General features: G+C 72.3%; 7 protein-coding genes. 3 read left to right on the top strand and 4 right to left on the bottom strand.

Annotated elements, in window-relative coordinates; translation table 11 throughout:
* Positions 1-367: 367 nt before the first annotated feature.
* Complete coding sequence (locus ABZS37_RS28240) at positions 368-574, bottom strand: hypothetical protein (RefSeq protein ID WP_355173986.1); 207 nt, start codon at positions 572-574, stop codon at positions 368-370.
* Between the two features lie 177 nt (positions 575-751).
* The gene (locus tag ABZS37_RS28245; RefSeq protein ID WP_355173880.1) at positions 752-2,572 is read right to left on the bottom strand and encodes a VanW family protein; all 1,821 of its coding nucleotides are present in this window, start codon (positions 2,570-2,572) and stop codon (positions 752-754) included.
* 181 nt (positions 2,573-2,753) lie between these two features.
* On the opposite strand from ABZS37_RS28245, the gene nudC reads away from it, so the two are divergent.
* The gene (gene nudC, locus ABZS37_RS28250; protein ID WP_355173882.1) at positions 2,754-3,671 is read left to right on the top strand and encodes an NAD(+) diphosphatase; all 918 of its coding nucleotides are present in this window, start codon (positions 2,754-2,756) and stop codon (positions 3,669-3,671) included.
* On the opposite strand, the gene ABZS37_RS28255 is transcribed toward nudC, so the two are convergent.
* Both ABZS37_RS28255 and ABZS37_RS28260 read right to left on the bottom strand, forming a co-directional pair.
* Positions 3,568-4,881 (bottom strand): polysaccharide biosynthesis protein, encoded by a 1,314-nt coding sequence (locus ABZS37_RS28255; RefSeq protein ID WP_355173884.1) that lies wholly within the window; start codon positions 4,879-4,881, stop codon positions 3,568-3,570. The genes nudC and ABZS37_RS28255 overlap by 104 nt on opposite strands.
* Before the next feature lie 32 nt (positions 4,882-4,913).
* Entirely contained in the window at positions 4,914-9,257 is a 4,344-nt protein-coding gene (locus ABZS37_RS28260) for an alpha-(1->3)-arabinofuranosyltransferase (RefSeq protein WP_355173886.1), read from the bottom strand.
* Between the two features lie 160 nt (positions 9,258-9,417).
* Between ABZS37_RS28260 and ABZS37_RS28265 the strand changes: the two genes are divergently transcribed.
* Together ABZS37_RS28265 and ABZS37_RS28270 are read left to right on the top strand one after the other, a co-directional pair.
* Positions 9,418-11,301 (top strand): hypothetical protein, encoded by a 1,884-nt coding sequence (locus tag ABZS37_RS28265; RefSeq protein ID WP_355173888.1) that lies wholly within the window; start codon positions 9,418-9,420, stop codon positions 11,299-11,301.
* Positions 11,302-13,011: a hypothetical protein gene (locus ABZS37_RS28270; protein WP_355173890.1), complete on the top strand. Its 1,710-nt coding sequence runs from the start codon at positions 11,302-11,304 to the stop codon at positions 13,009-13,011.
* The last annotated feature ends 21 nt before the right edge of the window (positions 13,012-13,032 follow it).

Raw genomic sequence — 13,032 nt, forward strand, 5'->3', positions numbered from 1 at the left:
CCCGGAAGCTAAGCCCTCCAGCGCCGATGGTACTGCACTCGTGAGGGTGTGGGAGAGTAGGACACCGCCGGACAATCTTTCGTCAGGGCCACCCCTCAAGGGGTGGCCCTGACGCATTTCCCCCCTACACAACGGGGCCACCCCTCGGGGCTGGCCCCGTTCTGCGTTCCCCACCTCAACCTGCGCTTGATCGACTCCATATCGCCGATCTGGCGGTGACCCCGCTACGGGATAGGCCCACATCGGCGATACGGAGCCGATCAACAAGATGGTGGCGCGACCGGTAATCCGGCGCGGAGGTCAGCCCCGCGGGCGATACGGAGCCGATCAACAAGATGGTGGCGCGACCGGTGATCCGGCGCGTGGGTCAGCCCCGCGACTGCATATCGGCGCGCAGATTGCGCAGCAGCCCGCCAGCGTCGCTCACCGACCGCCCCGGGAACATCGCCATCACCACGCTGCCGTGGTCGGCCCAGCCGCACACCGCGAAGTCCCCACCCTCGCCACTGGTGCTGCCGCACTTCATCACGCCGCCCGGAGGATGCGCTGGTGGTGGGTTGAGCGTTCTCGACACCGTGGTCGTCTACCTGCTCAGCTGGCTGCAGCGCGGAGTGACCTCGGACGGCGGCAGGTTTCACGAGACGGCCCTGGGCCCCGTGCGATGGCTTACCCGCTGAGACCGCCGGATCGGTGTTGGCCGTAGGTCGCGGCGGTCCTCAGCATTTCGAGTCGTGCGGCGGACAGTTGAGGATCAGGAGGGCTTCGGCCCGCAGACGTAGCGGGGCTCCGCGTCGTAGCGCCAGGTGAACTTCTCCCGCTTGACCACCGCGCCGCCCTTCTTGATGACCCGGAAGGCGTCCTGGGTGAAGCCGTTGATGCCGTTCGTCGCGATGCACGAGGGGCCGGGTGCCAGATGGATCAGCTTCGGCGTGGTGATGTTGCGGCGCGGCCCGTACTCCGTCTTCACGCTGTCGTAGATCTTCGTGCTCCAGATCGACACGGTGATCGTGCTCGACGTGTACGACGTGTCGATGAGTACGCCGTGCTCGGTGTTGTTGCGGAACTTGAAGTCCAGGTTCGGCCAGAAGATGGTCGACTCGATGACCGCCGGGTACCGGTCGAACCAGTACGAGTGCGGCTTGTGCTCGACGTCCTCCAGCCCGGCGTAGTAGGTCGCGTTGAACAGCGTGGTGGTGAACTGCGAGGTGCCGCCGCCGACGCCCGGCACCAGCTTGCCGTCGAGGATGACCGGTGCGTCCCGGTAGCCCTGGTCGTAGCCGCGCTCGCCGGTGTGACCGTTCAGCGAGAACGTCTTCCCGGGAAGCACGACCGTGCCGTCCACCTTCTTGGCGATGGTCGCGATGTTCTGACTGCGCGACGAGGCCATGCCTCCGGTGAAACGGGTGGTGAAGGTGGACACCCGCTCCTTGATGCCCAGGCCGGCCAGCTTCTCCGCGGTCAGCTCCGGCGGCGTCGGCTTCAGCTCGCCGGTCACCTCGCGGCCGTCCGACTTCGGCAGCACCGCCAGCAGGTCCCGACCCAGGGCTGCCGTGTCCAGCTGCTGCCCGGGTCGCCCCTCGGTGGCGGTGGGCCGACCACCGGAAATGGTCATCGTGGCGTCCTTCGGCGGCACCTCGATGGCGGCCAGGTCGTCGCCGAGCGCCGCCCGCAGCCGCTTGACGTCCACCGACGGGGTCAGCTTGCCGGTCTTGTCGGCGGCGAACCGCAGGCTCTTCGCGATGGCGGCGGGCGGGACCTCCACCGAGCCCTTGTCGGTACGCAGGGTGACCGGTGCGGCGACCGCTGGCTTCGCCAGCTCGGCGACCAGCCGGTCCAGCTCCTCCGGGGTGGTCGCCGGGGGGCTCTCCACCAGTGGCACGGTGACCGGGGTGCCGGCCAGCCAGCCGGCGCGGACCACCTCGGCGGAGCGCTGGGGCTCCAGGGCCAGCCCCGGCTTGGGCTGCACCACCTTCGGCGTGGTGCCCTGATAGGTGATCGCGGGCATCGTCATCCCCTGGGCCTGTTTGCCGAGCACCCTACGGAGCGCGTCGTCCAATCGGTCCACGTCGACGGTGACCACCGGGTCGACCGTGCGGGAGCCGACAAGCCGGCTGACCGGGTGCGCGTCGGCCGTGGCCGCTGCCGCGACGGTCGCCGGCACGTCGACGGCGAGCCCCACGTCGGCCGGGTTGATCTCGGCGGTGCGTCCATCAACGCTGACCTTCAGCGGCGTGGCGAGCTCCGCCGCCCGCCGGTCCAGCTCCGCCCGCAACTCCCGGTCGGCGTCCGCGCGGCTCCGGCCGCCCAGCTCGGTGCCGAGCACGCTGGTGCCGCGGGGGACGTCCCCGGCGTACGCCCAGGCGCCGACGCCCGCCACGGCGGCGAGCATGCCACCGGTGACGCCGGCGGCGAGCAGCATCCGCACACGGCGGGGGCGGTGCGGGCCGCCCTCCGGCTCGCCAGGGGCGGGTGCCGTCCCCAGATCCGGTCCGTCGTCCGGCCAGGTGACCGCGGTGACCTGCACCGTGGGCCGGTCGTCGGCGGGTGGACTCTTATCGCCGTACAGCGTCACTGCAACCTCGATCGCCAGGGTGCCGCGGGAGGTCCCCCTCCCGGAGCCACCTACGGTAACGAATGCCCGGCCGTCCTTGCGGGCTGCGCCCACCAGGCGCTGCTACCGCGTGTCTCCCGGCGTGTCGCGCGAGCCCGGGGGTGGTGCCGGTGGCGGGCCACTGACATGGCACGGTGGTCCGGTGGACACTGCGGAGCGGGTGTTGGCGTACGGCGGCGGTTGGCTGGACCGGGCAGGCCCGTTGCGCACCGATCCCACCCGTTTGAGCGCGCTGCTCACCGAGTCGACCACCGTGGTGCTGCCGATCTGGCGGGATCGCTCTCTCGTCGACGGGGACGGCCCGGTCCGGCTCACCGCTGAGCGCGCGTCTCTCGTCCGGTCCGCTGCCGGTGAGACCGTCTTCCTGGGGCTCGACGGGGACGTGGCCGTGTTCGCCGTGGACCTGTCCGCGCTCACCGAGCAGGCCGCCGCCGAGATGGCCGGTGCGAGGCGGTCCGTCGACGTACGGGCACTGGTCGGGCGGCTCGAGCCCGGTGACGCGGCCGTCCAGGCGTACGCCAGGGGGTTGCTGCACTGGCACCGGCAGCAGCGGTACTGCGGGACGTGCGGTGCGCCGGCCGTCTCCGACGGCGGCGGGCACGTGCGGACCTGTACCGGCGGGGAGTGCGGGCGTCTCCTGTTCCCCCGGATCGAACCGGCGATCATCGTGTTGGTCGAGGCACCCGGGGCATCGGGGCGCTGCCTGCTGGCCCGGCACGCGGGTGCGCCGGAGGACGCGTACTCGACGCTGGCTGGCTTCGTCGAGGTCGGCGAGAGCCTGGAGGACGCGGTCCGTCGGGAGATGGCCGAGGAGGCGGGCGTGACCGTCACCCACGTGACCTACCAGGGGTCGCAGGCGTGGCCGTTCCCCGCCGGCCTGATGGTGGGCTTCCGGGCCACCGCCACGTCCGACGAGGTACGTGTCGACGGCGAGGAGCTGCTGGAGGCGCGTTGGTTCACCCGGGCGGAGCTGCGGGATCGGGTGGCTTCCGGCCGTACGCTCGGCCGGGTGGACGCGATCGACCACCGTCTTCTGGAGGACTGGCTCGCGGAGGGCTGATCTGGTCTCCCGGCCCAGGCGCCGGTACCCCAGGTGGTCGACGGGCGGTCACCGCCATGATCAGAGTGGTGGCGATGGCCGTGCCCAGGGCCGCGAAGAGGAGACCGTTGACGGTGCGGGGCCGGATGGTCGCCGCGACGGTCACCAAGCCGGCCGTGCCCGCCCAAAGCGGTGCCGCCGCCCAGCGCACACCGGCTGCGAGGCGGTCGTTGAGCAGCACGAACGTCACCGCGTAGAGCGCACCGATCGCGGCGAAGAGCGGCGCGTACCGGCCAAGGTGGGTGTAGTCGGGTCCGCCGGCGAGGCGGAACGCCAGCCCTCCGGCGAGCGTCGAGGCGAGCACCAGCACCAGACCGCACACGCCCGTAACCGTGAGCGCGACCGTGCGGCTGCGGCGGTCCCCGCGTGCGAGACGCGGCAGGGCGAGGACGGCGGCGACCTGCGGCGCCCAGAGCGCGCCCTTGGTCAGGACCGTGCCAACCGAGTACGCCCCGGACCCCGACGGGGGAAGCAGTTGCCGGGCCAGGAGCAGATCGGCGTACGAGACGACGAGCATCGCCAGGGTCGCGCCGCAGCCGGCAACCACCTGAGCGACGGTCAGCCGTGGTGCCGTGGACGGTCCTCGCGGTGCGCGGGCGAGTCGGGCCAGCAGCACCGGGGCGAGCGCGGCGGTCAGCGCACCGCCCGCCAGTGCGCCGGTCATTCCCGCACCGAGTAACAGCCCGGCGATCACGCCGCCGTAGCGGCCCGCGGCGAGCAGGGCCATCCCCACGGCGAGTCGTAGGAATCGCTGGCCGCCCTGCAACTCCCCGAGGGAGCGGGAGGAGAGCACGATCGCCGCCGTGGTGACCGCCAGCAGTGCGGGCACCTCGATCGGGAGATCCAGAGCGGCCATCAACAGGGGCGTCGCCACGATGAGGGTTCCCGCGCACACGGCGGCGGTGACCGCGGTGAGCCGCCGGGTGTCGGAGGTGCCGTGCCGGGCGTGGTGCACGGCGACGGCCAGTTGCAGACCGAGCCCCGGCACGCCGACGATGGCCACCAGGCCGAGGGCGGTGGCGAGCGCGCTGAGGTCAGCCGGGTCGAGCCGGCGGGCGGCCAGCACCGGCACCAGGTAGGCCAGGCCGTTGACGAGGACGCCGGCCAGTGTGACGGCGGCTCCCGCCGCGCCCAGGCCGTTGTTCCGTCCGCCCGTCCGCTCCGTCTTCACCGTCCCCTCCGAACGGAGGGATCGCCGGGGGCTCACGTGATCCCGGAGAGGGTCGGAGGCTGCCCGTCGGCTGGCCCCGACGTCGCCAGGTCCGGCTTCGGCGGCTCGGCCGTGTCCGGCTGCAGGGCCTCCGGAGCCGCCGGTTCCGCCGGCGTCGGCGTGACCCGGCGTACGGGCCGTCGTCGGGCGGCGGTGGAGAGCCAGAGAGCACCCAGGGCGACGACGATCGTGAGTTGCAGCAGGGCGTCGGTGTTACGTTGCGTCGTATTGAGGTACAGCCACCCGGCGAGCAGGACGAGCGCGCCGGGGAGCCACGTCTCGACGGCCCGGCTGATCGTCCTGGCCCGACGTGGGTCGACTGACCAGGGCAGGCGGCGTGGGCCGGGTACCGCCAGCATGAACCCCGCCGCGACCAACAGGCCGCCGATGAGGCCGCTCGACAGCACCAGCGCTGCGGCGCCGACGGCCAGTAGCGGCAGGGATCGGGTGACCCGGCGACGGCCGCGCGGTACGACGGTCGACGAGGTGCGCCCGGAGGGCCGTCGGGCGGGCAGCACCGCGAGGAGGACCACCACCGCCAGCAGGATGCCGCCGAGCAGAAGGCCCGCCCGGTACGTCGTGTCCGGGGCGAAGCGCAGTACCACCTCCCCGGAGACGCCGGCGGGAAGAATCCAGCCCTGCTGCCACCCGTCCACCACCAGCGGCTTCAGGGTCCGCCCGCCGATGGTCGCCTCCCAGCCGGTGTTGGTGTTCTCCCGCACGGCGAGCACCCGGTCGACGGGGTGGTCGTCCACCCGTACCCGTCGTTCGGTGGCAGCCCAGGAGTCGACCTTGATGGCGCTGGCGACCGCCGCCGGGGCCGGCGTGGGCGTCCGTGGCACCAGGGCGACCCGGGTGGGCGAGGCCAGCCTGCTCGGTGTGGTCACGATGCGGTGCTCCCCGCGGCCCAGGTCAAGCTGTCGGGGCGTGCCCCGGCCGCACAGCGTCACCGGCATCTCGCGCAGTTCCAGCAGGTCGCGGAGTGTGCCGCGGAGCGTGGTGGTCACCCGGGACGCGCCGATCTGCAGCGTCGGACCCGATCCGCAGGCCAGCGTCAGGGGTGTGTCGAGGCGCGGTTCGACGGTGGACTCTCCGGGCAGCACGGTCACCTCGCCGACCGCGACGGGCAACTGCTCCGGCAACCGCAGCTTGTACGGGTCGGTGCTGGTGGCGGACGGCTTGTCCAGGAACTGGATGGTGATCTCGTCGGTGCGCATCGGCGGATCCAGACGAAGGAGCCCGTCGTCGCCGAGCAGGCTGCTCCGGAAACCGTCGTCGCCGACCACCCGCACACTGCCGAGGCGGGTGGCGGCTGTCTCGGCGTCGACGGAGAAGCGGAGCCCGGTGATGGTCTGCGGCTTGAGCCACTTGAGGCGCAGGATCGGTGCCTCGTCGTTGACCGCCGGTGACCAACTGGTGCTCGGGTCACCGTCGCGCGCCGCGCCGGCCCGGCCGGTCGGGTCGGGAACGGCCGTCGAAGAGGCGCTGACCTGCGCCGCGAGACGCAGCGGCTGTGCGTCGGCCACCAGCCTGTCGAGGGTGTTGTCCAGGTCCGGGCCGGCCGTCGGCCGCGCCCACAGCTGGGCGTCGTACGCCCCGGCGGCGGGCAGGGTCAGGGTCCGGTCGATGGTGGAGGCGTCCTCGGAACCGCGGACGGCGTCGGTGGAGCAGCGGGGTTGTCCGTCGACGGAGAAACAGGCCGGTGTGGTGGGCGCCGCCGACACGACGACGGTCGCCGGCCGGTCGGTGGCCGGAGCGGCGGGAAGGAGAAGGGTCCGGCTGGTCTGGATGCCGGGAATCTTGATCTCGGCGATGCCGACCGATCCGTTGCCGAGCGGGCGGAGGTCGTACGCGCCGACGACCGAGATCTGGACCTCGCGGGTGGCGTGGACGCCGGGCAGTTCGAAGACCATGTGATCGCCGAACTGTTCGACGGTGCTGCTCTCGGACCCGGCGGTGACGGTCACCGTCGTGGGCAGGGCGTCGGCCTTCAGGTCGAACCAGACCTCGACCCGGGTGACCCGTGTCGGGTTGGCGAGGCCCACCTCGACCCACTGGCGGTCACTGGGCGAGTACGGCTCGGACTGCCAGGAGGTTGCGGGATTGCCGTCCATCGCCGCGTACGGCTGGTGCTCAGGGCGGGCGCCGCCGGGGGAGTCCACCTGCGAGCGGGCGGTCGAGGCGCGGATCGCGCTGATGCCCTCGAAACGGGCGACGGTGGACTGCTCCGCCCCCCACTCGGGCAGGTAGTCGTGCTTGGGTGCCGTCACCTCGAAGGTGTCGTCGGCGGTGAGGGTCTGGGAGGTGTTGTCGCGCAGTCGGCCGAACGACACGTCCCGTCTGCGCAGCCCGTCGGTCATCGCGACCGGTCCGGCGACGCCGACAGCCGGCGCGTCGCCCGCCAGGACCGTGGGCGCCGAGCTGAGCTGTCCTGCCGCGGCGAGGTCGAGGAGCGATTCGGGGCCGCCCACGACGGTCGTCACGTCGTCACGGTCGTACGCGACCACCGGCTCGACGGGGCGGTCGACCCGGTAGACCTCCAGCGCCCGGACGGGCACGTCGAGCCCCTGGTCGCGGAACTCGTCCGGGGACGAGGGCCCGCCGCGCAGGGGGCCGAAGGAGGTGACTCGGGTCAACCCGGGTGAGCGATCCAGGGCTTGGCGGACTACCGCCGGGCGGGCCGTGTCGGAGCGGCCGTGGTCGAGGTCGGCGCGGAACAGGACGTGGCTGATCCCGGACCGGGCGAGCAGGTCGGCCAGGCCGGTCGACCCGGAGCCGGTGGCGAGCGTCGACTCGATCGCGTCCAGCAGCCGGATCGTGGTCGGTGGGGTGAAGGGGATGGCGTTGCGTACCGCCCACCGGCTGTTCAGCAGCGGCTGGGCGATCTCATCGGTGGTGCTGCCCCAGTCGTACGACGGGAAGCGCGCCCCGGGCACGACGAGCACCCGCCCGCGCCCCGTGTTCGCGTCGAGCCAGTCGGCGGCCTCGTGCCAGTAGCCGGGCACCGCCTTGACGCCGCCCGGCGTGGCGAGACCGCCGGCGAGCGCGGGCGTGGCGACCGCCGTGACGGCGACCATGGCCGCGCCGGCGGTGAGCCAGGCGCGAGCGACGGTTCGTGGGCGATGCTGTGCGGGCGCGGTGCGCGCCGCGCGGACGGCCAGACCGATCAGGTGCGCCATGCCCAGGGCCAGCGGCAGGCGGAGTAGGACATCGAACTTGTGCACGTTGCGCAGGGGGGCACCGACGCCGTCGAGGAACTCCTGCTGAGGGCCGGCGAGGATGTTCGGCAGGTCGCTGACGTGCCCGAGACCGACGAGCGCGACGCCGAGCACCAGACCGGTGATGAGGAACCGGCGGTGCGGCATCCCGCGTCGGGACAACCCGAGGACACCGAGTGCGGCGACCGCCAGGGTGGCAGCGATCAGTAGCGCCTCGTTGGCGAGTCGTGCACCGGACGGAATCGTCGGTCCGAACGGGGAGGCCAGGTAGGCGACCCAGTAGGAGGCGCCGCGGAGCATGGTCACCGCGTCGGTGACGCTTGTGGTGTTCCGGGCGGTCTCGATGTAGTCCAGGAAGGGTGGGCTGTACCGCCCCAGGACCAGCAGCGGAACCAACCACCACGCCGTGGCCAGGGCCACCGCGCCACACCAGGCGGCGATGGCGGTGACGCGGCGGCGTACGGGCTGGAGGGTGGCGAGCCAGAGCAGGGCGAGTGGCACCACCGCGAACACGGCCGTGGCGTTGACGCCACCGGCGCAGGCGACGGCGACGGCCGACCCGGCGACGGCGCGCCGCAGGGGGGTGCCGCGGGCGAGGCCCACCAGCGGGATGAGCACCCAGGGGGCGATGGCGCTGGGCCAGGACTCCACCGAGGCCCACCCGAGTTGGGTGAGGATGCGCGGTGACAGCGCGAAGGCGACGCCGGCGATCATGCGCCCGGCGGGCGTGCCGATGCCGAGCCGGCCCGACAGCCGCACCACTCCCAGGTAGGCGACACAGAAGAGCAGTGCCCACCACAGCCGCTGGACCACCCACGGCGCGAGGCCGAGTTCCGATCCGAGCAGGAAGAACGGGCCCATCGGCCAGAGATATCCGTACGCCTGGTTCTGTAGCTGGCCGAACGTGCCGGTGGGGTCCCACAGGTGCAGCGAGCGGAGCAGAAACCCGGCCGGGTTGACGTTCAGGTCGACCTTGGTGTCGGGGACGACCTGACCCGGGGTCTGCTGAAAGGCGAGGGCGGTGAGAACGATGCAGATGGTCAGGTGCCGGAACCGCCGGGCCGTGTGCCGGGTGCGGCTGGACCCCGAAGCGGTGCCATTGGCCACCTCTGCACGCATTTCGGCTCCTGTCTTCGCCAGCCGGACGCGCACCTGCAACCGACGACCGTCGCGCGACGTTATCCGGACCGGGCACGGACGGGCCACCAGGGGTGCTGGGTGGCGTTATCGGGAGAACGGCCGTCCCCACGGCGTGTAAGCGTGTGGCAGGCTGCCGACCATGTCAATGCCAGAAGCTGAGGCCGAGACGCATCCGGAAAGCGTCCCGTCCGATGGCGACCGGCCGGGGCCGATCGGCCGATGGTTCCGTGCCGACCGTGTCCGGGCGGTAGCGCTCGCCCTCATCGTCGTGTCCGTCGCCTGGCGCGCCGCCCTCGCCACCCGTGGCTGGTTCTCCCAGGACGAGTTCGTCATCGCCGCCCAGGTCCTCGACACCCGGCTGGACGCGGACTACCTCCTGGGCACCTTCAACAACCACCTCATGCCCGGCGGCCTGCTGGTGGCGTGGGCGATGGTGCGGGTGGCGGGCTTTGTCACCTGGCCGTGGGTGCTGCTGCTGGCGGTCGGCCAGGCGGCGACCGGGATCGCCGTCTACCGGCTGCTGCGTGATCTGCTCCGGCCAGGCTGGGGGCTGCTCATCCCGCTGTGCCTGTTCGTGTTCAGCCCGCTGACGCTTGAGGTTTCCTCGCTGTGGCTGGTCGGGCTGCTCGTGCTGCCGGCACAGTTGTCCCTCGTCCTGGCGGTGGCGGCCCAGGTCCGGTACGTGCGGACCGGCCGGCTGCGGCACCTCGTCGTGGTCGTCCTGTGGTTGGTGTTCGGCCTGCTCTTCGACACCAAGGCTCTGCTGACGGTGCCGCTGCTGTTCCTGTTGACCGTCTTCCTCTTCACGTCGGGCGGCGTCTGGCGCAGCCTGGTGACGGCGGTCCGCCGACACTGGCCGGCGTGGCTGGTGCTCAGTGCGCTCTCGGGGGCGTACCTGGCGTTCTATGCGACCCGTCCCGCCCGCGAGCTGGACGAGCCCACGTCGGTCGGTCAGGTCCTCAACTTCCTCGGTGACCTGGTCGGCGAAACCGTCGTGCCGGGTCTGCTCGGCGGTCCCTGGCGTTGGACGTACGCCGGTGACGGTCCTCCGCTCGTCGACCCGTACGACATCGCCAAGTGGTTGTCCTGGGCGGTGCTGGTGACTCTCATCGTGGTCACCGCCCGGCGACGCCCGTCCGCCGGGCGGGCCTGGGTGCTGCTCGCGTGCTACCTCGGGCTGGTCGCCGCGCTCTTCGCCGTGACCCGCCTCGGTGGCCCGCTCGGTCCGTTGGTGGGCATCATTCCCCGGTACGTCGCCGACGTGGTGCTGGTCGCCGCGATCTGTGTCGGCGCGGCCCTGCTGGGGACGAAGGACGCCGACGAGGACGACGTGTCCGCGTGGCCGGTCCCGACGGTTCTGCGGGAGCCGGGTGCCTTCGCGGTCGGCCTGGTTTCGATAATCGTCCTCCTGGCCACCATTGGCGTGGGCACGCTGTGGAGCACGGCCCGTTTCGGGGACAACTGGAGTACGAAGAACGGACGGGACTACCTCGCGACGGCGCAGGCCGAGCTTGCCGCCGCGCCGCCGGGCACCGTCTTTCTGGACGCCACCGTCCCGGACCGTGTCGTCGCGGGTTACTTCTGGCCGGACAATCTCCAGTCGCACTTCTTCCGCCCGGCCGATCGCCGGCCCACGTTCGTGACGCAGGCCGAGAAGCCGTCGATGTTCGACGAGAACGGACGGATCCGTCCGGTCGTGGTCGAGGGGCGGAAGGTCCTGCCTGGTCCGGTGCCCGAGTGTGGGCACCTGGTGGAGAGTGGCCGGCCTGCCAGGATTCCGCTGGACGGGTACCTGGAGGAGTGGCCGTACGCGGTGCACTTCGGCTACCTCAGCTCGGGTGACTCCACCGCCACGGTCCGACTCGGAGACGCCGCCAGGGAGATCACCCTGCGGCGTGGGCTGAACGAGGTCATCTTCCTGCTGGAGGGTGCCGGGAGCGCCGTCGAGGTCACCATCGAGGGCCCGGCAGTGGGGTTGTGCACCAACCTGATCACCGTCGGCCGGGCGGTGCCGGCACCGTGAATGGTTGAGCGTCCGGCCGGCGTCGACTCCCCACCGAGTCGGCCGGTGCGGGACACCCTGCCGCTGTACGCCGTTGCGGCGGTTGTCACGGTGCTGGTGCTGGCCCCGCTGGCGGCGCCCGGCTACGCGCTTCTGTACGACATGGTGTTCGTACCCCGGCAGCCGCTGAGTTGGGATCTCGTCGCCCCGGCGCAGAGTCTGCCCCGGGCGGTGCCGATGGACGCACTGGTCTCCCTGATCACTCAGCTCGTGCCGGGCTGGCTGGTGCAGCGGCTGGTGCTCGGCGGGGCGGTCCTCCTGGCCGCGGTCGGCGCCGGCCGGCTGGTGCCGACCGACCGGCGCGCCGTCCGGCTGTTCGCCGCGGTGGCGTACGCGTGGACGCCCTACCTCGCCGAGCGGCTGCTGATCGGGCAATGGGGGCTGCTGCTCGCGTACGCCGCGCTGCCCTGGTTGGTGCGGGCGGCGCTGGACCTGCGGGCGGGGCGCGATGGCGCGCTCGCCCGGCTGGTGCTCGCCGCCGCGCCCGCCGCGATCACGCCGACCGGCGGGTTGATCGCGTTGGGCACGGTGCTGCTGCTGGTGTCGGACCGGACTCAGCCGCGTCGGTCGGCGTTGGCGTTAGCCGGCGTCGGGATACTCAACACCCCGTGGGTGATTGCGGCCCTGGTCACCGGTGCCGGCGGTTCTTCCGACCCGGCGGGGGTGGCGGCGTTCATGGCGCGTTCGGAGAACTGGGCCGGCCCGCTGGTGGCGCTCGCGGGCACCGGCGGCATCTGGAGCGCGCAGGCCACACCCGCCAGTCGCGCCGCACCGCTGGTGCCGCTGGCGACCCTGGTGCTGCTGATCCTGGCCGCGGTCGGCGCGGGCCTGCTGCGGCGCCGGCTGCCCCCGGGTGCGGCGGTGCGACTGGGGGTGCTCGCCGGGATCGGCTGCCTCCTCGCTGCTTTCGGGGTGCTCCCCGGCGGGGACGCGCTGCTGCGCTGGGCGGTGGTGCACCTGCCGGGTGCGGGGCTGCTCCGAGATGGCCAGAAGTTCCTGGCCCCGTACGCGCTGCTGCTGGTGGTGTGTGCCGCGTTGGGCGCCGAGCGGCTGGTGGCCCGGGTCGACCGGGAGGTCGCGGGGGTGGTTCTGGTCGGGCTGCTGTTCTTGCCGGTGGCCGTCATGCCGGACCTTGCCTTCGGCGGTGCCGGCCGGCTTCGTCCGGTGAGCTATCCGGCGGACTGGCAGGCTGTTGCCGAGCGGGTGTCCAGCGAGCCTGGGGAGATCCTCGCGTTGCCGCTGGGCGCCTACCGGGCGTACCCATGGAACCCCGGACGGGTCGTCCTGGACCCGGCGCCCCGCTATCTGCCCGGGACGGTGCTGACCGACGACACGCTCTGGGTCGGTGACATCGCGGTGGCCGGGGAGAATCCACGGCTCCGCGAGGTGCGCAGTGTGGTGGCCGAGGGGCGGCCCCTCTCGGCCACCGGCGTGCGCTGGGTGGTGGTGCAGCACCAACTGCCCGGCCAGGTTGACCCGGCGACCCTTCGTGACCTCCAGGTCGTCCACGAGGGACCGTTCCTCACTCTCTACCGAAATCAGGCCATTCTCCCCGAACCGGCCCCGCCTGGACATGGCGCGTGGGCCGTCGTGATGGCGCTTGGAGCTGCCCTTCTGGTGGTCATGGCTGCCGCCATTTCGGCACTACACCGGCGCCCTACCGCGTGGTAACGTCCGCTCGCACGTCTCGCC

The sequence above is a fragment of the Micromonospora sp. NPDC005413 genome (assembly GCF_040606435.1).
Classification (GTDB): Bacteria; Actinomycetota; Actinomycetes; order Mycobacteriales; family Micromonosporaceae; genus Micromonospora.